The 23,024-nt window shown below is 58.9% G+C and carries 18 protein-coding genes and 3 pseudogenes; 20 read left to right on the top strand and 1 reads right to left on the bottom strand.

All coding sequences use genetic code 11. The annotated features are described in order from the left end of the window. Nucleotides 1–835: 835 nt before the first annotated feature. From hisC to EN935_RS02045, 3 genes and pseudogenes are all read left to right on the top strand, one after another. Complete coding sequence (gene hisC, locus EN935_RS02055; RefSeq protein WP_063169376.1) at nt 836–1,966, top strand: histidinol-phosphate transaminase; 1,131 nt, start codon at nt 836–838, stop codon at nt 1,964–1,966. 71 nt (nt 1,967–2,037) lie between these two features. Next, complete coding sequence (locus EN935_RS02050) at nt 2,038–3,072, top strand: LLM class flavin-dependent oxidoreductase (RefSeq protein ID WP_063169375.1); 1,035 nt, start codon at nt 2,038–2,040, stop codon at nt 3,070–3,072. Between the two features lie 254 nt (nt 3,073–3,326). Continuing rightward, a pseudogene (locus EN935_RS02045) lies at nt 3,327–4,529 on the top strand (IS3 family transposase). On the opposite strand, the pseudogene EN935_RS02040 reads toward EN935_RS02045, so the two are convergent. Then, nucleotides 4,524–4,665, bottom strand: a pseudogene (locus tag EN935_RS02040) (transposase); the annotation flags it as partial. The pseudogenes EN935_RS02045 and EN935_RS02040 overlap by 6 nt on opposite strands. 369 nt (nt 4,666–5,034) lie before the next feature. On the opposite strand from EN935_RS02040, the gene queC reads away from it, so the two are divergent. The 17 genes and pseudogenes from queC to EN935_RS01950 all read left to right on the top strand — a co-directional run. Continuing rightward, on the top strand, nt 5,035–5,733 hold the full coding sequence (queC, locus tag EN935_RS02035) for a 7-cyano-7-deazaguanine synthase QueC (protein WP_063170389.1): 699 nt from the start codon (nt 5,035–5,037) through the stop codon (nt 5,731–5,733). Then, nucleotides 5,733–6,089 (top strand): 6-carboxytetrahydropterin synthase QueD, encoded by a 357-nt coding sequence (queD, locus tag EN935_RS02030; RefSeq protein WP_063169374.1) that lies wholly within the window; start codon nt 5,733–5,735, stop codon nt 6,087–6,089. The genes queC and queD overlap by 1 nt, the downstream gene beginning before the upstream one ends. A gap of 5 nt (nt 6,090–6,094) precedes the next feature. Then, nucleotides 6,095–6,820 (top strand): 7-carboxy-7-deazaguanine synthase QueE, encoded by a 726-nt coding sequence (gene queE, locus EN935_RS02025; RefSeq protein ID WP_164548811.1) that lies wholly within the window; start codon nt 6,095–6,097, stop codon nt 6,818–6,820. Between the two features lie 770 nt (nt 6,821–7,590). Continuing rightward, nucleotides 7,591–8,343 (top strand): carbonic anhydrase, encoded by a 753-nt coding sequence (locus EN935_RS02020; protein WP_063169372.1) that lies wholly within the window; start codon nt 7,591–7,593, stop codon nt 8,341–8,343. Between the two features lie 160 nt (nt 8,344–8,503). Beyond that, nucleotides 8,504–8,700 (top strand): annotated as a pseudogene (locus tag EN935_RS41765) (7-carboxy-7-deazaguanine synthase QueE); the annotation flags it as partial. A gap of 1,097 nt (nt 8,701–9,797) precedes the next feature. Beyond that, nucleotides 9,798–10,691 carry a nitrogenase iron protein gene (gene nifH, locus EN935_RS02005; RefSeq protein ID WP_024505261.1) on the top strand — a complete coding sequence of 298 codons (894 nt, stop codon included), beginning with the start codon at nt 9,798–9,800 and terminating at the stop codon, nt 10,689–10,691. A gap of 87 nt (nt 10,692–10,778) precedes the next feature. After that, nucleotides 10,779–12,281 carry a nitrogenase molybdenum-iron protein alpha chain gene (gene nifD, locus EN935_RS02000; RefSeq protein WP_024505262.1) on the top strand — a complete coding sequence of 501 codons (1,503 nt, stop codon included), beginning with the start codon at nt 10,779–10,781 and terminating at the stop codon, nt 12,279–12,281. 129 nt (nt 12,282–12,410) lie between these two features. Then, the gene (gene nifK / locus EN935_RS01995) at nt 12,411–13,952 is read left to right on the top strand and encodes a nitrogenase molybdenum-iron protein subunit beta (protein WP_024505263.1); all 1,542 of its coding nucleotides are present in this window, start codon (nt 12,411–12,413) and stop codon (nt 13,950–13,952) included. A 61-nt stretch (nt 13,953–14,013) separates the two neighbouring features. Continuing rightward, entirely contained in the window at nt 14,014–15,498 is a 1,485-nt protein-coding gene (gene nifE / locus EN935_RS01990; RefSeq protein ID WP_024505264.1) for a nitrogenase iron-molybdenum cofactor biosynthesis protein NifE, read from the top strand. Nucleotides 15,499–15,506: 8 nt separating this feature from the next. Then, nucleotides 15,507–16,859 carry a nitrogenase iron-molybdenum cofactor biosynthesis protein NifN gene (nifN, locus tag EN935_RS01985; protein WP_024505265.1) on the top strand — a complete coding sequence of 451 codons (1,353 nt, stop codon included), beginning with the start codon at nt 15,507–15,509 and terminating at the stop codon, nt 16,857–16,859. Then, nucleotides 16,856–17,353, top strand: coding sequence for a nitrogen fixation protein NifX (gene nifX / locus EN935_RS01980; protein ID WP_063169371.1), 498 nt, complete (start codon nt 16,856–16,858; stop codon nt 17,351–17,353). Before nifN ends, nifX begins: the two co-directional genes overlap by 4 nt. 16 nt (nt 17,354–17,369) lie before the next feature. Continuing rightward, nucleotides 17,370–17,849, top strand: coding sequence for a NifX-associated nitrogen fixation protein (locus EN935_RS01975; RefSeq protein ID WP_024505267.1), 480 nt, complete (start codon nt 17,370–17,372; stop codon nt 17,847–17,849). Further along, a complete protein-coding gene (locus EN935_RS01970; protein ID WP_063169370.1) occupies nt 17,846–18,661 on the top strand; it encodes a response regulator transcription factor in 816 nt (271 codons plus the stop codon). The genes EN935_RS01975 and EN935_RS01970 overlap by 4 nt, the downstream gene beginning before the upstream one ends. 95 nt (nt 18,662–18,756) lie before the next feature. Continuing rightward, complete coding sequence (locus EN935_RS01965) at nt 18,757–19,629, top strand: universal stress protein (RefSeq protein WP_063169369.1); 873 nt, start codon at nt 18,757–18,759, stop codon at nt 19,627–19,629. Nucleotides 19,630–20,471: 842 nt separating this feature from the next. Then, on the top strand, nt 20,472–21,770 hold the full coding sequence (locus EN935_RS01960) for a SidA/IucD/PvdA family monooxygenase (RefSeq protein WP_063169368.1): 1,299 nt from the start codon (nt 20,472–20,474) through the stop codon (nt 21,768–21,770). 13 nt (nt 21,771–21,783) lie between these two features. Then, complete coding sequence (locus EN935_RS01955) at nt 21,784–22,161, top strand: hypothetical protein (RefSeq protein ID WP_024505270.1); 378 nt, start codon at nt 21,784–21,786, stop codon at nt 22,159–22,161. 272 nt (nt 22,162–22,433) lie between these two features. Continuing rightward, on the top strand, nt 22,434–23,024 hold a 591-nt coding region (locus EN935_RS01950; protein WP_164770992.1), incomplete at its 3' end, for a TlpA disulfide reductase family protein.

The following is a 23,024-nucleotide window of genomic DNA, read 5'->3' as shown; positions in this document are numbered from 1 at the left end:
ACGCAGCGGTGTGAGACGGGCATTCTTGTGGATGTTCATTCGGACCCTCCGATGGATGCTGAAGCGTGGTAACTCCAGTCTCCTCGGTCCGGTCCGAATGGACAACCTCTCGAAAGCTCACACCTAGTGCCGGCAGTGGCACCGCTGTTGTCCGTCGACAGGTCCCGCGCTTGCTCGGTGCGACCAACAACCTTAAGCGCTAGGGCGTAACCTGACCCTGCAAGATCTCCTCACCGACTATAAGGTGCGCCTCACGATCTGAGACGATGGGACAGGATGGCTAAGGAGGTGCGCCGTCTTGCATGCCCCGCCAGCGAGGCGAACCCTCTCGGCTACGCGCGCCACCAGCGACGCTCCATATCGTCAGGCCTGCGTCTCATGCTCAGATGAGCCGGTATTTGGCTCTCTCATCAGCAAACCGAGAGAGCCCATGCCAAGACGGAAGCAAGCAAGACGAACGAGCGTCAGAGATATCCTGCGCCTGACCCATAAACAGGGCAGTCCGGTGGGCCAAGGTGGCAGAGCAACTGAGGTTCGGCAAGACTTCGGCTTCCACCTATCTGCGGGCGCTGGAGACGGGCTGTCGTGCAGGCCCTGCATGCGGCTTTGAGGACGATGCGATGTTGAAACACCGTCTGTTGCGCCGAATCGGCCGTCGGCCAAACGTTGGGTCGTCATCAGGTTCTCGACAGCTTCCCGGTGTCAAATCCAAACCGTGGTCGGCGATCCCCACCAGGGTGGGAAGGCAGCGCTGATATAGCCGAACGTCGATCAAGTCACGATCAACGATTGCCTCATGTCACATGCCCTGCGGGACTGAAAAACGGAGAAGAACATGTGCGATGCAAAACTGAAGACCGTGCTTTCGCTTTTTTCGCCGGTGGCCAGCAAATTAGATGCTCTCTCGTCCAACGGACCAGCGACGGATGCAAACTGCGTTAAGCTAAATACGAACGAGAACCCGTTTCCGTTGCCGAAGAGCGTAATGCAAAGTGCAATTGCTGCGATCGAACACCAGTATCTTTATCCGGAAGACGACAATCTCAGCTTAAGGGCAGCTGCCTCCGATGCTTACGGATTTTCCAAAGATCAGGTGATTGCCGGCAACGGTTCGTCGGAGCTGCTCGGACTCATCTACAGAGCTTTCCTCGCCCCAGGAGATAGAGTGGCAATGCTGTCGCCCGGATTTTCGTTCAACCGTAAACTTGCCATGTTGCAGGGTGCCGAGTTTCTCGAAATCGCATCGAGCGAAGCTCATCCCCTGCCGATAGAAAAACTGCTGTCCGGCCCCGCAAAAGACGCGAAGTTCATTCTGTTGGCTAATCCGAACAATCCGACCGGAACATTCGTGCCGGTGGCCGAAATCGAACGCCTTGTGGAGCAAGCAGATCGCTTGGTCGTCTTGGATGAGGCCTACGTTGACTTCGCACCCGACAATGCCCTGCGCCTCGTCAATAGACATCCGAATCTTTTGATCTTGAGGACTTTTTCAAAGAGCTATGCTGCCGCTGGCGTGCGAGTCGGCTTCGGTTTCGGTCACCCAGAAATCATTGGCAGGCTGCGCAACATCCAGAATGTCTTCAACATGAACGTGATCGGGCAGGCGGTCGGGAAAAGCATTCTTGCGCATCGCCACGCCTACGAAGAGAACCACAGGCACATCAAGCATGAACGACAGCGAGTGACCCTGGCGCTGTTGCAACTTGGCTTTTCCGTAACACCCTCCCACGCAAACTTTTTGCTGGCCCGTGTGCCGGCGGGACAGGAGGGCTCATGCTGGCAAGCCGCGTTGAAAGAGCAGGCGATCCTCATCGCCAGCTTTCCTGACGTAGATTTGAAGAACTGTATTCGCGTCAGCATTGGCACCACAGAGCAGATGGACAAATTCCTTGCTGCCGCCGAACGCGTCTGTATGAACTTTAAGAAGGATCGCGGTGCTCACAAGCATGAAGTCGATTCACATTAAGCATCAAGTAATGATATGTCGTGAGCTATGATGATTAGCGAATAAATATAGGTAATTTGGAGAACAATTAATTGAAGAAAATTTCCGCTTCGGGCCTGACCTTCGGCATCTTCGATCATCTGGACGAAAACGGCGATGACATCGCACAACAATATGCAGATCGGCTGAGCCTAGCAGAAGCGTGCGATGGCTATGGCTTTTATGCGTATCATCTCGCCGAGCACCACTGTACGCCGCATGGCAGAGGTCCATCACCGAATTTGTTCTTAGCGAGCGTCGCCCAGCGAACCCGCAGTCTTCGTGTTGGTCCCATGGTAATGCTACTTGCGCTCTATCATCCGCTGCGTGCCTTCGAGGAGATCTGCATGCTTGATCAGTTGAGCGGCGGCAGGCTTGAACTCGGCATAGGGCGCGGCTCTGCTCCCACTGAATTGGGATACTTCGGGGTTGCTGTAGAAGCAGCACCAGAACAGTATGCGGAGGCCAGTGAGATTCTCATCAATGCGATGAAAGGCGGGACGCTTTCTTATCAGGGCCGCCACTTTGAGTTGAAAGATGTTCCGCTGACGTTGAGACCTCACCAATATCCCCGTCCGCCGACATGGATCGCCACCAATCGACCCGAGCCGGCTAGCTGGGCCGCTGCGAATGGGGCAAACATCGCCTGCGTCGGACCTTCCACTTCTGTTCGCAGCGTTACCGACGCGTTCCGCGCCGCCCGAATTCACGATGCTGACATTGGCCAGCAAGCGCCATTTCTTGGATTGCTCCGAATGGTGGTGATAGGGCGTTCTGAAACAGATGCGTATTTGCTCGCAGCACCTGCCTATGAACGATGGCTCAATAGCTTCAAATTTCTATACGAACTAAATGCCATTTCCACTCCACCAAACTTGCCTTTGAACTTCGATGCAGCAATTGAAAGTGAATTGTGCGTCGTGGGAACGGCAGATTCTGTCCGAAAAGCTCTCCTTGATCAGCTGGAAGAGGCAGGTGCTAATTATCTTCTGTGTCAACTGGCATTTGGGGATTTGCCGCTGGATGCCTCACTATACACCGCATCGGCCATTGGATCCGAAATCATGGCTCGAGTTGCCGCATCGTGAATCCGTCGTGTGATTGGAGGAGCAGCGGCAGCGCTGCTCCTCATTGCGAAACGGTTGTGGGGGCCGGACTCCTGTGTCAGGTGTAAACCATTGGAGCACGTCCTATCTGATCCAGGTCATATCCTGCGGCTTTGAAGTAGTTGGCACATTCGGCTGGGGTGAAGAGGTCGACGACCGCGCCGAGGCGTCCTGACCTTGCCCCTCTGATCTAATCCGGTTTGAAGTTCGTTCTGGCCCATCCAGAGGACCAGGACATGAAACGCAGCCGCTTCTCTGAAGAGCAGATCATCGGAATTTTGAAGAAACACGAGGCCGGGGTATCGGTTGGCGATCTGTGCCGCAAGCACGGGGTCAGCGACGCCTCGATCTACAATTGGAAGGCCCGCTTCGGCGGGATGGATGTCACCGAGGCTCGGCGACCTGAAGGCGCTGGAGGACGAGAACACGCGCCTGAAGCGGCTTTTGGCCGACGCCATGCTCGACAATGCCGCGTTGAAGGACCTTGTGGGAAAGAAATGGTGACGCCCGCCGCCAAGCGGAAAGCTGTCGCTCGCCTGAAGGAAGGCTTCGGGATGAGCGAACGGCGGGCGTGTAAAGCCATCGGCTGTTGCCGCATGACGGTTCGCTACCAGACCAGCAGGCCGGACGACCGCGAGGTTCGCGAGCGGATGAAGGCCGATCGCGCAGGAGCGTCGCCGGTTCGGCTACCGGCGTCTTCTCGTGATGCTGAGGCGGGAGGGCCTGGTCGTGAACCACAAGAAGCTGTTCCGGCTCTATCGGGAGGAGAAGCTCGCCGTCGCCGCCGTGGCGGCCGCAAGCGGGCGATCGGGACCAGGGCGCCGATGCTGGTGCCGCTGAGGCCCGACGAGCGCTGGTCGCTCGACTTCGTATCGGACCAGCTCACCGACGGGCGCCGCTTCCGCATCCTGGCCGTCGTCGACGACTGCACGAGAGAGTGCCTCGCACTCATCGTTGATACGTCTCTCTCGGGCATGCGGGTTGCCCGCGAATTGGACGGCTCATCACCGAGCGGGGCCGGCCCAGGATGATCGTCAGCGACAATGGCAGCGAGTTCACCTCGAACGCCATCCTCTCCTGGGCGGATCAGAACCGCGTCGAATGGCATTACATTGCGCCCGGCAAGCCGATGCAGAATGGCTTCATCGAGAGCTTCAACGGCCGACTGCGCGATGAACTGCTCAACGAGACGCTGTTCACCTCGCTGGCTCAGGCGCGCGTAGCCATCGCCCTGTGGCACGCCGACTACAACACCGCGCGGCCGCACTCCCCCCTGGCAGACCCCGGCCAAGTTCGCCAGCACCTTCAATCCGCGACGGTCGCTCGCGCTGCGCTATGCCAAAGGCTCCGCGCCAGCGCCCGTCGCTTCACCCGCCCAGCAGGGCACAACCCACGCCGGAAACGAACTCAAAACTGCTGGGGCAACGTCAGTCCCATAGAGCCTTGATGGTTATCTCGGCCTTTGCTCGCAGCAGCGCCTTAGGTTGGGCGAAGGCGTTCTCAATCGGATTGAAGTCGGGACTGTAGGGCGGCAGTTAGAGCAGGCTCGCCTGCGGCCTCAATCGCGCCGCGCAGGGTTCTCCAGGCGGATGTCGCCAATGTCAAATTTGCTGGCATCCATGTCGCCCTCGCCAACCGCACAAGCGAAGGCCAGAAAGCCAACATGTGTTCTGCGGCTTAATTAAGAGTCAGCCGATGTCGGCCGAACATCACCTTGTCTCGAAGTCGACGATCGGACAGCAGGTTGCGAAAGTTGGCGCGATGCGAAACAAACTGCTGAAGCGCTCAACTTTTATTGATCACGCGTGTTGGACGCGACGCACTCCCGTTCCAATCGGGCTGAGCGCAAATTCTCCCGGTTCACAAAACTGAGTCGCTGGAGTAGTGGGGGCGCAGAGAAATCTCCGGTCGCAGCCTTACCCGGTCAAAACAAGGATACCAATGATGAAGACTCTCGCCGTCTGCTCTGGCGGATTGGACTCCGTTTCCCTTGCTCACATGGTGGCAGCGGAGCACGAACTCACCGGCCTTCTATCTTTCGACTATGGCCAACGGCACAGGAAGGAATTGGGCTTCGCCGCTCTTTGCGCGCAGCGACTGAAGGTCCCGCACCAGATCATCGACATCGGCGAAATTGGCCGTGGCCTTTCCGGCTCAGCGCTGACTAGCAGTATCGACGTGCCGGACGGCCACTACGCCGAAGACACGATGAAGATTACGGTGGTGCCGAACCGCAATGCCATCATGTTGGCAATCGCCTTCGGTCTCGCCGCCGCCCACAGCGCCGAAGCGGTGGCGGCGGCCGTGCATGGTGGGGACCATTTCATCTATCCCGATTGCCGTCCGGCCTTCATTGAAGCTTTCCAGACAATGCAAGACCGCGCGCTCGACGGCTATGCGCAGATACGCCTCTATGCACCGTATGTGAATCTCGGAAAAGCTGACATTGTTGCGGATGGCGCAAGATACGGCACCCCGTTTGCTGAGACCTGGTCCTGTTACAAGGGCGGCGTGCGTCACTGCGGACGATGCGGGACCTGCGTCGAGCGGCGCGAAGCGTTCCATCTCGCCGGGCACGCTGATCCCACCGACTACGAGGACGCCGATTTCTGGCTTGAGGCGCTGCGCAGGAGGCGCGCGTAATGTTCCACATCAGCAAGGAATTCCACTTCTCGGCCTCGCATCAGCTCACCTCCTTGCCTCCCAACCATCAATGCGCGCGCCTGCACGGGCATAACTATGTCGTCGTAGTGGAGCTGTCGGCCAAGGAACTGGACGCCCACGGCTTCGTGCGCGACTATCACGATCTGGCGCCGCTCAAACGCTACATTGACGAGAGCTTCGACCATCGGCACCTCAACGACGTGCTGGGACATGAGAAGGTCACGGCGGAATGCCTGGCCAGACATTTCTATGAATGGTGCAAGGCACGTCTGCCGCAGACCGCGGCCGTGCGCGTTAGCGAAACACCGAAAACTTGGGCGGAATACCGTCCGTGACCGACATGCATCCCGCAATCCGTGTGAGCGAGATATTCGGGCCGACTATCCAGGGCGAGGGCGTGCTCATCGGCTTGCCGACGGTGTTCATCAGAACCGGCGGATGTGATTATCGCTGTTCATGGTGCGACAGCCTTCACGCGGTGGACAATCAGTATCGCCATGAATGGCTACCGATGCCGATCGATGCCGTGTGGCAAACCGTCCATGCGCTTTCCGGCGGCAGGCCGGTTATGGTCTCCTTGTCAGGCGGCAACCCGGCCATTCAGCCGTTCGGTCCCCTCATAGAACGAGGCCATCGCGAGGGCTATCGTTTTGCACTGGAAACGCAGGGTTCCGTGGTGAGGGAGTGGTTTGCGGATCTTGACGTGCTGACCCTTAGCCCAAAGCCGCCGTCCAGCGAGATGACGACCCGTTGGGCTGCGTTTGATGCATGCCTCGAAGCGGCGCAAGAGAAGCCGCAAATCGTGCTCAAGCTCGTCGTTTTCGACGAGAGTGACTATGCCTACGCCAAAGAAGTCGCGGCGAGATATCCGCACCTTCCGATCTATCTGCAACCCGGCAATCACACGCCGCCGCTCCCTGGCAGTGAAGACGCCTCTGTCGACTTGGACGGAATAATGATGCGAATGGAATGGCTTGTCGAAAGGGTGACTAGCGACAGGTGGTTCGAAGCCCGCGTGTTGCCGCAGCTGCACGTTCTGCTTTGGGGTAACAAGAGGGCGGTCTAGTCTGTGGCTTGCGTCGCACCGGAAGGCCGGGCTCCAACGGCTTGGCAGGCTCTCTTCGCGTGCCGAGTACAGCCGAGCTTTGTTCGCGTCAGCGGTCTCGCGATTGTGCGGCTGGAAACCGCCCGGACACCCCGCTGCCGGCGTGTGTCACCTTGACTCCGATGAGCTGTCGTCACGCAAAGTTGAAATCCGCAAGAACTGGCCTTCTCGCCCCACCTGCTCCGTCGCAAGCACGTCATCCCCTCATCCTTGTCCAGCTCTTATCGATGTATCTCATTGTCCGGCCTGACGCACGACTGTCAGCATGGGAATGCATCCATTGCGCAAATGCCTTCCATAAAGAAGATCGATTTCCTCATTGGCCCAACGTGAAATATAGCAACGTTTTCGTGGCGTGGGTCGGCTGCGTCGGGAGTAGCGATGAAAACGTATTGGGGTCGCCTGCGTCTCCTTGGGCAGCGAGTGTAAAGTATAGCGATGCGGCCTCCGGCGCGAACGGCAGCCGCGCAGTGATCACCTTCGCCTGTGCCTTTGCGGCGGGGGTCAAGCGCTGGTCTGCTAAAATTTTTTATCGTTTAGCTGGTTGAAACTGCCCCCGTTGCGGGCTGCAGAAGCCGGCCAGCCGAGAAACGGCAGCCGCACTTATGAAAGCACGCCAAGGCGTGCGGGCATCTATCAGTTGCAAAGGACAATACTGGCCGCGCCGATTGGCCATCACGCGTCCATTAGGGCAGCCACCAACATCAGTTCGCAAGAGGAGCAAAAGTAATATGTATCGTCGTCACCTGATCAAAGGGTTGGTTGCGCTCGGCGCATGCCGGATTTGCGTTCAAGCCGCCCAAGCGACCAGTGCCCATTGGGGGTACACCGGTCCGGTCGGACCGGAGCACTGGGCTGATCTGGATAAGGAAAATTTCGTATGCTCTGCCGGCACGCAGCAATCGCCGATCAATATCAACAGCGCGGTCAAGGCGGATATCCCGCATATCGCCATCGGCTGGCACAAGGGCGGCGGCAATATGGTGAACAACGGCCACACCATTCAAATCAATATGCCACAAGGCAGCACGCTGACCCGCGGCGATCGTGTCTACGAACTGGTACAGTTCCATTTCCATGCGCCAAGCGAACATCACGTGGCGGGCAAGAGCTTCCCGATGGAGGTGCATTTCGTTCACAAGGACACGCAAAGTGGTACTCTGGGCGTGCTGGGCGTCTTTTTAACGCCCGGCGCGACAAATGCCAGCTTTGCTGCCCTTGCTGCGGCCTTTCCCGAACTGCCGAATGGGGAGGTGACGATCGACGAGGTGAATCCCAACTGGCTTCTGCCAGCCTCGCTTGGCTATTGGACTTATGAGGGCTCACTGACGACGCCGCCGTGCACCGAAAACGTCGAGTGGATGGTGGCGATGGAACCGGTTGACGTTGATCCGGCAGACATCCAGCGATTTGCCTCACTCTACCCGTCGAACGCGCGCCCTATTCATTCACCCAATCGACGCTTCATCCTGCGCCAGAGTTGAGCGCCGCCCCAGCGGTTCCGCACGGTCCAACATTCTTGGCACAAGTTGGCGCGAAGCCTCCTCTTCCGGTCTGGCGGTCTGACGGCGCTCCCCAAGCTGGCTAGTCTAAATGATAGGGATTCGGTGCCGACACCACTCGTCCCAAATACGTCGCGGCGAGGTTTGTCTGCAACCCGGCAATCACACGCCGCCCCGCCGTGGTAATGAAGACGTCTCTGTCGAGTCCGACGGAATATGATGCGCATGGAACCGCTGGTAGAAAAGGTGACCAGCGACAGGTGGTTCGAAGCCCGCGTCTTGCCGCAGCTGCACGTTCTACTCTGGGGTAACAAGAGGGTAGTGTATACCTTCTCCTAGCTTCGCCGCCAACTACTCGGTTTTCCGAATTGCTCTCTATATTCTTGAAGACGATGCGTTCGTTAAAGACATGTGCTGCGCACCTGGTGTAAAAGCTGCTCTCATCATGCAGAGGTCAAGCCAGTCGGGCTCATCCGAGGCTATGGCCGTGAGCACTGTTCAGTTCGGCAGAGAGGGCGCTTTTGTACACACTTTGCGATCGTGGCGGCCCCGTGGGCAGATCTGCAAGCTGCCGCGACACTAACCTCTCGAAGCCCGCCCGCCCGCCTTTCGTGCAGCTTCCTCTGAACAAAACCACCGCTCGCCCTTCAATAGGTTGATGCGTGTCTCCCAGTAAGATTCCTGTCCAAGAACGTGATAATCTTCTTGCCAGTGTTGTAGCTGATGTTGCCCTTGATGCCGCAGCCTACCGCGGCGGGACCAAACTCAATGGCAAGCAGGCCGGCTAGGATCGTGCAGCCAGTCGCGAGCCTCGCCCACAACGGGGTCTCACGCGCATGAGGGCGCCGACCATGGGTTCGGCGGTTCATACGCGTATAACACGTATCTTTCTGAAAAAATCAATGCTCTCGGCTAAGCTACTGAATTATTTGGCTTCCATATAGCGCGTCGGCGGAACCAACTTGTAGACGGGCTATGAAAGGTTAAGCGCGGATGTCTATCGGCCGCCGGCGTTCCCGCTCTGTAAGCCTGCCTGAACTACCCGCGCCGCGGTCAAGCCCCAGGCTCCTGCTCATCCAGCGACCGCCCGATCAATGGCAGGCTGGAAAGACAAGAGCCGATGTCTTCCGATGGTCTCGCCATCAGCTTTGGGCTAACTTCCCCATTCTCCCGCTTCGAGCTCGACACACGGCGGTTTGGATGGCGCACGACAATCTGTGTCGGCTTTGTCGTGTCCGTGACAGACGCCTGAAAGGCCCGTTCGCGCGTTTTGCCGCCGTCTAAGCGGCTGGAATTTAATGACAAAGTTTCTTCTGGGATCGGCCGATCACGCTGGTACGCTTTTTGCGATGCTTGGTGTGAGGCGGCACGAGCTGCCTATCGGCACTTGTGTCGCGGGCAGTCGCGATAATTAGAACGAAGGAAGGAAAGCTATTATGTCAGGTCTGCGTCAGATCGCCTTTTACGGAAAAGGCGGCATCGGCAAGTCCACCACGTCCCAAAATACGCTCGCTGCCCTTGTCGACCTCGGGCAGAGAATCCTCATCGTAGGATGCGACCCCAAAGCCGATTCCACACGCTTGATCCTGAATTCGAAAGCTCAGGATACCGTCCTGGATCTCGCCGCACAGGAAGGCTCGGTGGAAGACCTCGAACTCCAGGACGTGCTCAAGGTGGGCTACAGAGGCATCAAGTGCGTGGAGTCCGGCGGCCCCGAGCCGGGTGTCGGTTGCGCCGGCCGCGGCGTCATCACCTCGATCAATTTCCTCGAGGAGAATGGCGCTTATGACGATGTCGATTATGTCTCCTATGACGTCCTCGGCGACGTGGTATGCGGCGGCTTCGCCATGCCGATCCGCGAAGGCAAGGCCCAGGAGATCTATATCGTCATGTCCGGCGAGATGATGGCGCTCTATGCCGCCAACAACATCGCCAAGGGCATCCTCAAATATGCCCATTCGGGCGGTGTGCGGCTGGGCGGGCTGATCTGCAATGAACGTCAAACCGACCGCGAACTCGATCTGGCCGAAGCACTGGCTGGCCGATTGAATTCCAAGCTCATCCACTTCGTGCCCCGCGACAACATCGTCCAACATGCCGAACTCAGGAAGATGTCGGTGATCCAGTACGCGCCGGACTCAAAGCAGGCAGGGGAATACCGCGCTCTGGCCGAGAAGATCCACGCCAATTCGGGCCAGGGTACGATCCCGACGCCGATCACCATGGAGGAGCTGGAGGAGATGCTGCTCGACTTCGGCATCATGAAGACCGACGAGCAGATGCTTGCCGAGCTTCACTCCAAGGAAGCGGCGAAGGCGGCGGCCCAGTAGTGACATTAGCGCTGCCATGAATCGGCGCGCCTTGCAGAGAACGGCGCCTATTCTTTGAGGCGTCACCCAACCTTGAAAGGGGGACTCATGAGCCGGGAATACGAGAATGACGGTGCTCTTCATGCGAAGCTTATCGAAGAGGTGCTGTCGCATTATCCCGACAAGGCGGCGAAGCGCCGCAAGAAGCACCTCAACGTCGCAAAGAGCGGCAACGAGGCTGGCGGGGAAAGCGAGGTCCTTTCCGAATGCGACGTCAAATCGAACATCAAGTCCATTCCCGGGGTGATGACGATTCGCGGCTGTGCATATGCTGGTTCGAAAGGCGTGGTGTGGGGGCCAGTCAAGGATATGGTCCATATCTCGCACGGCCCGGTCGGCTGCGGCCAATATTCTTGGTCGCAGCGCCGCAACTACTACGTCGGTACAACGGGCGTCGACACGTTCGGGACAATGCAGTTCACCTCCGATTTCCAGGAGAAGGACATCGTCTTCGGCGGCGACAAGAAGCTGGAACAGATCATTGACGAGATTGAAGTCTTGTTTCCGCTCAACAACGGCATCACCGTGCAGTCCGAATGCCCTATCGGCCTGATTGGCGATGACACCGAGGCCGTTTCTCGCAAAAAGACCAAGGAGTATGACAAGACGATCGTGCCGGTACGCTGCGAGGGCTTCCGCGGCGTCTCGCAGTCGCTTGGCCACCACATCGCCAATGATGCAATCCGGGATTGGGTCTTCGACAAAAAGGATGTCAAGTTCGAGGCCGGCCCCTACGACGTCAACGTCATCGGCGACTACAATATCGGCGGCGATGCCTGGGCCTCGCGCATACTGCTTGAGGAGATAGGGCTGCGCGTGGTTGGCAACTGGTCGGGTGACGCCACACTCGCAGAGATCGAGCGCGCCCCGAAGGCTAAGCTCAATCTTATCCACTGCTACCGGTCGATGAATTACATCTGTCGGCATATGGAGGAAAAGTATGGCGTCGCCTGGATGGAGTACAATTTCTTCGGTCCCTCCCAGATCGAAGCCTCTCTGCGCAACATAGCCAAGCATTTTGGGCCGGAAATCGAGGAGAAGACCGAAAAGGTCATTGCCAAGTACAGGCCGCTTGTTGATGCGGTCATCGCCAAGTACCTGTCGCGCCTGGAAGGAAATACCGTGATGCTCTATGTCGGCGGCCTGCGCCCCCGCCACGTCGTCACGGCCTACGAGGACCTCGGCATGGTCATCGTGGGCACCGGCTATGAATTCGCCCACAGCGACGACTATCAGCGCACCGGCCACTACGTGAAGAACGGCACGCTGATCTACGATGACGTGACCGGCTATGAGTTGGAGAAATTCATCGAAGGGATTCGCCCAAATCTGGTCGGCTCGGGAATCAAAGAAAAATACCCGGTGCAGAAGATGGGCATACCGTTCCGCCAGATGCATTCCTGGGATTATTCAGGCCCGTATCACGGCTACGACGGCTTTGCCATTTTCGCACGTGATGTGGATCTCGCCATTAACAACCCGGTCTGGGACCTATTCCACGCGCCTTGGAAAAGAAGCCGGGGCGATGAGCGGGCGATGGCTGCCGAATAAACATTTGCTTCAGCCCCAGTCTCCCACTGAGACGGTGAACTCCCGCGGCCTCTGATCCGCCGGAGCCTGGAACGTCTTGACGTCCTGAGCTGCCGTCCCGCGCAGCCAGATGCAAAAGAGGTAATCATCATGCCGCAGTCGGCTGAAAAAATTCTCGATCACGCTCCCCTGTTCCGCGAGCCGGAATACAGAAAGATGCTCGCTGAGAAGAAGCTAAACTTCGAATGTCCGCACCCCGATGAAATCGTTTCCGATCAGCGCGATTTCACCCAGACGTGGGAATACCGCGAAAAGAACCTCGCCCGCAAAGCGCTTGTCGTGAACCCGGCCAAGGCCTGCCAGCCGCTGGGTGCGGTATTCGCTGCCGCCGGCTTCGAGCGAACCATGTCCTTCGTCCACGGCAGCCAAGGTTGCGTCGCCTATTACCGCTCGCACCTGTCGCGCCATTTCAAGGAGCCTGCCGCGGCGGTCTCCTCCTCAATGACCGAGGATGCGGCGGTGTTTGGCGGCCTGAAGAACATGGTCGACGGGCTCGCCAACACCTACCAGCTCTACGACCCCAAGATGATTGCCGTGTCGACGACCTGTATGGCAGAGGTCATTGGCGACGACCTGCACAGCTTCATCCAGAACGCCAAGGACGAAGATTCAGTCCCGCGCGACTTCGACGTGCCCTTTGCCCACACCCCGGCCTTCGTTGGCAGTCATGTCGACGGCTATGACAACATGGTCAAAGGCATTTTGGAGCACTTCTGGAAAGGTCAGGAGCGTACGCAAATCGAAGGAACCATCAACATCATTCCGGGCTTCGACGGCTTCTGCGTCGGCAACAACCGGGAGCTCAAGCGCCTGCTCGATGTAATGGGCGTGTCCTATACATTGATCCAGGATGCCTCTGACCAGTTCGATACGCCTTCGGACGGTGAATACCGCATGTATGACGGGGGCACGAAGATCAACGAGGTGAAGAAGGCCCTCAACGCCGAGGCAACGCTTTCGCTGCAGCATCACAACACCCGAAAGACACTGGGCTATTGCGAGGAGGTCGGGCAGGCGACGGCCTCGTTCCACTATCCGCTCGGCGTTCAGGCGACGGACGAATTCCTGATGGAGGTCGCGGCGATTTCCGGCAAGGAGATTCCCGAGGCAATTCGCCTCGAGCGCGGCCGACTGGTAGACGCCATGGCGGACAGCCAATCCTGGCTGCATGGTAAGAAATACGCCATCTACGGTGATCCCGACTTCGTTCACGCAATGGCCCGCTTTGTCATGGAGACCGGCGGCGAGCCAACCCATTGCCTCGCCACCAATGGCACCTCGGCATGGGAAGCCGATTTGAAGAAGCTGCTAGCATCCTCGCCTTTCGGCAAGGCTGCCCAGGTTTGGGCGGGCAAGGACCTGTGGGCGCTGCGCTCGCTGCTCTTTACCGAGCCGGTGGACCTTTTGATCGGCAATTCCTACGGCAAGTACCTGGAGCGCGACACCGGAACGCCGCTGATCCGGCTGATGTTTCCGATCTTCGATCGGCACCATCATCACCGCTTTGCGCTCTTTGGCTACCAGGGCGCGTTGCGCGTGCTGACGACGATCCTCGACAAGATCTTCGACAAACTCGATCGCGAGACGAGCGAGACGGGTGTGACGGATTATTCCTATGACCTCACGCGCTAAGAGCCGTGGCCGGCTTTTCGCCGAGGCCATTCCTTGCCCAATGGACTGGGGAGGCTGAGCGATGTCCTCCCTCAGCGCCAAAATCAAGGACGCCTTCGATGAGCCCGCCTGCGATAAGAACCGTGGCAAAGATGCCAAGGCGCGCAAGGAGGGCTGCTCGAAGTCGCTGACACCAGGGGCGGCAGCCGGCGGCTGCGCCTTTGACGGAGCCAAGATCGTCCTGCAGCCGATCACCGACGTTGCGCATCTGGTCCATGCGCCGCTCGCCTGCGAGGGCAATTCTTGGGACAACCGTGGTGCGGTTTCGTCAGGGCCGACCTTGTGGCGGACAAGCTTCACGACCGACCTCACCGAACTCGACCTGGTGATGGGGCAGGGCGAGCGGAAACTCTTCAAGGCGATCCGCGAGATCAAGCACACATACGCGCCGCCGGCGATCTTCGTCTACTCAACTTGCGTAACGGCGCTGATCGGTGACGACATCGAGGCCGTGTGCAAACGCGCCACGGAAAAGTTCGGTTTGGCCGTGGTGCCGATCAATGCGCCTGGCCTGGCAGGCTCCAAGAACCTCGGCAACAAGCTCGCCGCCGAGGCGTTGCTCGATCATGTCATCGGCACGGTCGAACCCGACGACCCCGGGCCCTACGACATCAACATCCTTGGCGAATTCAACCTCTCGGGCGAATTCTGGCTTGTAAAGCCGCTCCTCGATCGGCTCGGCATCCGGGTGCGCGCCTGCATTCCCGGCGATGCGCGTTACCGCGACATTGCTTCCGCGCACCGCGCCCGGGCGGCAATGATCGTGTGCTCGACCGCGCTGATCAGTCTTGCCCGCAAGATGGAGGAGCGCTGGGACATCCCGTTCTTCGAGGGCTCCTTCTATGGCATCTCCGACACATCGCAAGCTCTTCGCAACCTTGTCAGGCTGCTGGTGAGGAAGGGCGCCGATCCGGAGATCCTCGAGCGCACGGAGACGCTGATCGCGCAGCAGGAGGCGATCGCGTGGAAGAAACTCGAATCCTACCGGCAAAGGCTCCAAGGCAAGCGCGTGCTGCTCAACACAGGCGGTGTGAAGTCCTGGTCGGTTGTCCGTGCGCTGATGGAGATCGGAATCGAGATCGTCGGCACCTCGGTCAAGAAATCTACGGTGCAGGACAAGGAGCGCATCAAACAAGTTCTCAAGCACGACAAGCATATGTTCGAATACATGGCTGCGCGCGAGCTGTACGCCATGCTCTCTGAACACAGGGCCGATATCATGCTGTCGGGCGGTCGCACGCAATTCATTGCGCTCAAGGCCAAGACGCCCTGGCTCGATATCAACCAGGAGCGCCAGCACCCTTATGCCGGCTATGCCGGCATGGTGGAACTCGTACGCCAGATCGACCTCGCCATTCACAATCCGGTCTGGTCTCAGGTGCGCCAGCCGGCCCCGTGGGATTGCCAGCCTGATCTAAAAGACGAACTGCCATGCACGAAGAAGGAGTCCGGGCACCTGTTCGATGAATTCGCCGGCGCGACGGCACACGAGTTCAGCGAGTGTTGAGGCGACCGATGGCCCGCATCCTTCCCCAGACCAAATCCGCGGCGGTGAACCCGCTGAAGTCGTCGCAGCCGCTGGGTGCCGCCTTTGCCTTTCTTGGGGTCGACGGCGCGATGCCGCTGTTCCACGGCAGCCAGGGATGCACAAGCTTCGCGCTCGTGCTCTTCGTACGGCACTTCAAAGAAACGATTCCATTGCAGACAACAGCGATGGATGAGGTGGCGACCATCCTCGGCGCTGCCGACCATCTTGAAGAAGCCATCCTCAACCTCAAGAACCGCACGAAGCCAAAGCTGATCGGGGTGTGCACGACCGCGCTGGTGGAGACGCGTGGCGAAGATTGCGCGAGTGATATTGCGAACATCAAGCTGAAGCACACGCAAGAGCTTGCGGGTACGGAGGTCGTGCTGGCCAACACGCCGGATTTTGACGGCGCGATCGAAGAGGGCTGGGCCAAGGCAGTCACCGCAATGATCAAAGGGATTACAGGCTCGGGCGAACGTGCGCGGCAGCCGAAGAAGATCGCGATCCTGCCCGGATGCAACCTCACTGTCGCCGACATCGAGCATATGCGTGACATGGTTGAAAGCTTTGGGCTCAAGCCGGTTATTCTGCCCGACATTTCAGGCTCGCTCGACGGTACGGTTCCTGACCGCTGGGTAGCGACCACATACGGCGGCACCAGCGTCGAAGACATTCGCGAGTTGGGCACGGCCATGCAATGCATCGCCATCGGTGAGCACATGCGCCGCCCGGCGAAAGCGCTGCACGGGTTGACCGGCGTGCCTTACGTGTTGTTCCAGTCACTGACTGGGCTGCAGGACACGGACCGCTTCGTGTCGCTGCTGTCTGCGATTTCGGGCGCGGCGGTACCGGCCCGCGTGCGCCGGCGCCGGGCGCAATTGCAGGACGCGATGCTCGACGGACATTTCCATTTCGGCGGCAAGAAAATTGCCATCGCTGCCGAACCAGACCAGCTGTTCCAACTTGCGACCTTCTTTGCTGGCCTCGGCTCCGAGATAGCCGCGGCCGTCACAACGACCGACAGGTCTAAAATTCTCGAGAAAGTCCCGGCGGTTTCGGTTCAGATCGGCGATCTCGGCGATCTGGAAAGTCTTGCCGTCGGTGCTGACCTGCTTGTCACGCATTCGCACGGGCGCCAAGCATCGGAGCGGCTCCGAATTCCGCTCATGCGCATCGGGTTCCCGGTCTTCGATCGACTAGGCAGCCAGCACAAGCTCGCAATTCTCTATCAGGGCACCCGCGACATGATCTTCGAGGTCGCCAGCATCTTCCAGGCCAACCAACACGCGCCCACTCCTGAGGCGCTTGATCCACTCCGTAATCGAGAAATATCACGATGAACGCTGTTCGCCGCCTCTCGCTGGTCAGTAGTGAGGTTTTCGCCCCGATGCCTGAACGACGTAAGGGCGCATTGCGCGTTGCGATCGCCACTCAGGACATGCAGGACCTCAACGCCCATTTCGGGTCGGCCAGGCGCTTTGCTGTCTACGACGTGACGCGCGAGGAATGGAATCTCGTAGAAGCCGTGGCCTTCGATGACGTGTCCGATGAAAGCGGGGAGCATCGGGCCGAGCGCGATGATCGCATCACGCCAAAGGTGGATGCGCTCAAGGGCTGTCAGATCCTGTTTTGTCTGGCAATTGGCGGCCCTTCGGCAGCCAAGCTTGTCGCGGCAAAAATCCACCCGATCAAAGTGGCGGAGCCCCAATCGATCCCACAGGTGCTCTTGCGCACGCAGATGATGCTCAGGACGTGTCCTCCGCCTTGGCTGCGCAAGGTGCTGGCGCGAGCGGGCATTGCCGAAAAGAAACCGTCCTTCGAGGACGAGGACTGAAAAGAGGAGGACGCCAATGCCTGACCCCGCAATCCCCCCAGCTGTCGCCGAAGACGAGGCGGCTCTTTGCACCCCGTTCGTCAAATGCCTCGTGCGGCTGATCCGTTCTCAGGATTCCTATGGCTCGTGGGAACGCAAAGCGGACGCTGAGCTGCTGGGCGACTTCATCATTACCAAGGAACAGCGCCGAGGGATCCCAATCATCGGAGATCCCGATCCCGACGTGCTGTGGAGGCTCGACAAGTACTACGCCGCCATCGGGCTTGCGATCGAGGAGCGCTGCGGCCTTATGGCATCGCCGATGATCCAGGTGAGCCATGAGGGTTTTGGTCGGGTGCTTTTCACGACCGGACGGCTGGTCGTTTTGTCCAAAACGCTGCGCGATGTCCACCGGTTTGGCTTCGAGACGCTCCTGAAGCTCGCCACGGCCGGTACGAAGCTGGTCGACGATGCGATTTCAGTCATCGAAACCTTTCCCCACGTGGCGCTGGCATGATGGGCGCGATTTTCGAGAAAGGCCATCATGACGGACCCGAGAAACTATGTTGGCCAGTCCCCTCGATCCAGGGACTCGAGGCCGACCAGGTTGTTGGGGTATCGCCGATGAAGAAGCCGCTGGTCCTGATCTGCTCGCAAGATGCCGAGTTCTATCTGCTCTACAGCCACATACTGGAGGTTGACGGTTTCAGCAGTGAGACGGCAGACGGCGCGAAGGCTGCGCTGGCCTTGGCCGAACAACGGGAGCTTCAGGCCGTAGTGCTGGATTGCGACCCAGCCAGCATAAACGGGTCCGCAATTTGCGCCCACCTCAAGCGGGAACCGCGCACCACCGACCTGCCTATCATCGCCCTGATCGCGCCTGGCGCCGAGCACCAGCACCTCGATCTCTTGAAGGCAGGCGTTGAGAGCTTTGTGCGGCCGGTGGCTCCGGCCAAGCTGCTCGACTGCCTGCGGGCGAGGCTCGGGCTGACCAAGCGTGGTCCGAACGGGGTTGAAAACGACAGTTGGATTTGTTGTGGAGGCCTGGAGATGAAGCTCGATGCCCATCGGGTTCGCGGTAATGGCCACGACATCCATCTCGGACGGATCGATTTCAACGTGCTGCGGCTTATGATTGAGGCCCCCGGCAAGGTCTTCAGCCGGGACGAGCTTATCGGGGCGGCCTGGCTGCCCAACATTCATGTCGGTGCACGCACCGTCGATGTCCATATCAGCCGAATCAGGAGGGCGCTGAAAACGGCCTTGCCCGGCAGCGTCATTCGCACCGTCAGGTCGGCCGGCTACTCGCTCGAGAAGCCGGACGACTGAAATCGGTGATCGAACGTGGTGCCGCTCTCTCTTCCTCCTGAGAGCGGTGTTGCCGCTTTGAGGCGCTCCTAACGAAGACCAGGAGAAGCAGGCAAATGGAATTTAAAAGCATATTCAGTGTGACGGGTGCTGATCATTCTGATGAGGACCTCACAACAGCTGCCGGACTGTGTGCCGAGGTCGGCGCGCACCTATCGGTACTCATTATACCGCCTCCATTGCTCTTGATGTCGTCTCCGCCCCCCGAATGGAATACAGGACGTGCACAGGCAATTGCAGTACCGAACTATCGATTTCAGCAAATCGAGAAATTTTCACAGGACGTGACCAGAATGGAAAGACGGTCCGCGGATATCCTCAAAAGGCTGAAAGCTATGTCGCTTTCCTGTGACGTTGACACCGACTATTGCGATCCGGCTAGCCTCGGTGAAGTGGCACGACAGCGGGCGCTCTGCGCTGACCTGACGATCGTTGGAGGAGACCTCCTCAACGATGAGACTCTCGGACCTCCTGTTGTCAACGGCTGCTTGTTCGATAGCGGAAAGCCGGTGCTCATCGTGCCGAAGGGCGTTAAGGCGACGCTGTCGCCTCGACGCGTGCTGGTCGGCTGGGATTCGCGTGTAGAGGCCTCGCGTGCGGTTCGGGAAGCTCTTAGTATCCTATCCGCTGCCAAGGAAGTCTGTGTCGCTATGGTCGATCCAAAGGCGCAAAACAACGGGAAAGGCGCGCAGTCTGGAGCTGACATCGCTGCCTATCTTACTCGGCACGGTGCTCGGGTCTCCGTTGACCTGCTTAAGAGCGCCGGCAAATCGGCGGGCACAGTGCTGACCCAGCACGCGAACGACATCTGTGCTGACATGATGGTTATGGGTGCTTATGGCAGCCGTGGGCTGCGTGAGCGGATTTTCGGCGGTCCGCCGAGCTGGAGCTTTGGGAAGACCACATTGCCGCTGTTTTTGGCTCGCTGATCAGCTCCGTAGGAACACCGATCAGGTCGTAGGACCGCCAACCAGTCCGAAGTCGTCGTCGGTTACCGGTCGGATTGCGGAGACATGGCTGGATCCGCGAACATCTTGCGACGCTTGTCAGAGCCAAACCGGACGCCTCGACTGCTTCACGACGCTCTCGTGAACCAACTCGTGCGAGATCGTCCGCAACGGGCAGTAAAGACGAACGGCTGCAGCAGACCGCAGCCAAGCCACAGGGCGGGTGTACCAGGAGACCCCGCCTCGTGCGCGAACCCTGTTGGAAGGCCCCTTATCAGTACCCGGACGCGCGTCAAATCGGCGGCTGTCCCTGTCAGCCTGCGGTGTGCAAGGGCCGCTGCCGCGGAGCTTCCCCTGCCCGATCGTCGGGCGTGCGACAATGTCGGATTCCAGACGAGCTGGAACTGCGCGAACTCGTTGGTTTGACAGGTCTTTATCCGGCACGCCGCATGCATGGGAGTCTCCGAAAGCATTAAGAGCCGTTATCCATGGTTACGCCCCTCGAAAGAAAGAGCCGCTTCCGTCGTGGCAGGGAAACAGCCACTCCTGGGGTGGAGGCCGGCGCTAGAAGCCGCCGTAAGATCCGGAAGAGCCGCGCGACAGCATCACACACTTTCCTTCTGCTCTTGGGTTCGGATCACGCCGCGCCGCTGTCGATGCCGCCGACATTGAGCCCAAGACCTGGAAGGCGGCACACGCTTTTGCTGTCCTCTCAGTCGGGACCGCGGCTCAAGCATGCCTGTGAGGTTCGCATTGCTCAATGCCCGGCAATCGACGTCAACATGCCGCTGAGTTGGAAAACACTCCTAGAGGAGTAAGGATAAGTGGACCTCTTTTGTATTGGTGTGGGTGCTGGACCATCTAATTTGAGCCTTGCGTGTCAGATACAGGAAGAGATTGCGCAAGGGGCACTGTTCCTGGACCGGGAGGTCGATTTCCGAGGACATCCAGGCAGCGCTTTCGATTGCGCGGAGCTCCAGGTCGGCCACTTCCAGGATCTGGTTACTCTGGTCAATCCGCGATCAGCCTACACATTCGTAAACTACCTCCACGAGAACGGGCGTCTTTACAATTTCCTCAATGCGCAATTTCACGGGGTGCTTAGAGCCGAGTTCGCCCAATATCTCAACTGGGCGTTCCAGAAGAATCCGCTTGTCCGTGGCGGCGAGGCCGTTCGCGAAATCCGCTTTGACGGCGAGTTTCGCGTGCGGACGGACAACGCGGTCCTTGATGCAAGAAACCTCGTCATCGACATAGGCAAGCAGGCGCAAATTCCGCCTCAGTTTCATGGCTGGACTGGACCCAACCTGTTCCACTCATCTGAGTTGGCCCACATCAATCCTGAGGTGCAAAAAAAGCATGTCTGCGTTGTTGGCGGCGGACAGTCGGGAGCCGAGCTGCTACTGCACCTTGTCGGCCGGCCGAAAGAACGGCGGCCCGCGGCGATCACATGGGTCTTGACGCGCGAGATGCCTTTCGACGACCACGCGTTCACAAACGGGCTGTTCACGCCATGCTTCTCGGATCGTTTTGCTGCGATGAGCGAGGTGCATCGACAGCTGTTCCTGCGGCGTTTCGCGCTTGCCTCCGAGGGCATTTCAGAAAGCAAGTTGCGCGCGGTCTATCAGGCGCTCTACCACCACGCCTTTCTCGAGCCACACCAATGCGAGATCACATTGCGGCCAAGTTGCAACGTGTCGCGCTGCATCAATGCCGGAGCAGGGCACAGGCTCACGCTGCAACGCGGCTTGGACAACATCGGAGAAGTAACCGCCGATATCGTCATCCTGGCCACCGGGTACGAGAAACCGCTGCCGGGTTTCCTAGAACCGATCGCAGATCGCCTCGAACAGATCGGCAATGAGCTCGCCATCGGCGAGGATTTTTCGGTGTACTGGGACGGACCGCGAGACCGACGCCTTTTCGTTCAGAACGCCTGCCTTGGACAGCGCGGGCTGGCTGATCCGAACTTTGGGCTGCTGGCCTGGCGAGCGCGCCGCATCCTTGACAGCCTTCTGCGGCGCGCGCCATGCGCCAATCCCGAGCATCTAGGGTTCATCAACCGTCCCTTGACGGAGTGCTGGCCCGACCTCGGAGTCGAACAAATGGGCAGCGGGATATGATTCGTCGATATTGATGATCGGCGGTGGCATTCAGGAAAGATTTCCGCCTCTGGCGGCAAAAGCGGGACGAGCAATATTCCTACGGCGTCAGATCGCTCTGCTCGCGCTTGAGCAAGGTAGCGTCGCGCGACTCCTGCTTGGCGTGAAACAGCAAAGGGCATTCAATCACGATGCAGCTTTACGTGCTGTCGGGCTCAACGCCACGTGGATCGAGCCCAACGCCGCCGTTGGCAACCGCGACGCGAATTATGACGCCGGGCCACATGCGGCGGTGGCTGCAAGGGTACCGAGCCTCTCCCGCACTTTCGACCCCATCGCCGAAGTGCGACTACTCCAGGACGCCGAAGCCGGTCTTATCGCCAGCGGGCCAGCCAAACTCTCACCTTCCTAAACGGCAGCCGCTAAGGTGAGCCGTCGAAAGCCGACATTCAGGTTAACGTCAGCTGGCCGTGTTAGGGCTCGCTTATTCAAGGCGGTACCGGCGCTTGCCGAAGCTAAGAAGGGTTGGCATGCCCTTTGCCGTGCTTGATGTGCGGCAACACGGTGAGAGCTCCGCTGAAGCAAGCGAGAGGGAGCAATGCCCTCGAGACCGTGTCCGATTTTGACTGGAAAATATTCCGCGACAAAAGAGACGAAAGGTGTGGAATGACTTTGGACACCAAGATGGAACTGCGTATGGGGTCCCCGGCTCCTGCGCTGAAAGTGGAGAACTGGCTGCGTGGCGAGCCCCTCACGAGCCTTCGGCCCGGCAAGGTCTACCTCGTTGAATTTTGGGCGACTTGGTGCCGACCATGTGTCCACGCCATGCCCCATTTGATCGAACTGCAGGAGAAATATAAAGACAGCGGATTTGAGATTATCGGAGTCGCAGCTTGCGAAAAGGCTGCAACCGCGGACGAAGCGCGGACCAACGTGGATGCCTGGCTGACCGAGAAGTTCCCGAATCTGAATTATCGGACAGCGTTCGATTGCACTGGCGAAATGAAAAAGCTCTGGCTGGAACCCAGCTCTTCGTTCGGGATTCCCACCTCGTTCGTGGTCGACCGCGACGGCCACATCGCTTATATCGGCCACCCGGCACCTCTCGATGACGTTTTGCCGAAAGTCCTTAACGGCAGCTGGCGCAGCAGCTATGAAGCGAAAGCCGTCGATGCAAAGCGAATCTCGCGTGTGCGCGAATCGTCGCTGAGTCAGCCGATATACGCCAAACTTGGGCCGGCGATGCAGGACGAGGATTGGGCAGCGGCACTATTG

Source organism: Mesorhizobium sp. M7D.F.Ca.US.004.03.1.1, assembly GCF_003998635.1.
GTDB classification, from domain to species: Bacteria; Pseudomonadota; Alphaproteobacteria; order Rhizobiales; family Rhizobiaceae; genus Mesorhizobium; species Mesorhizobium loti.
This window is presented reverse-complemented; position numbering and strand designations above follow the sequence as displayed.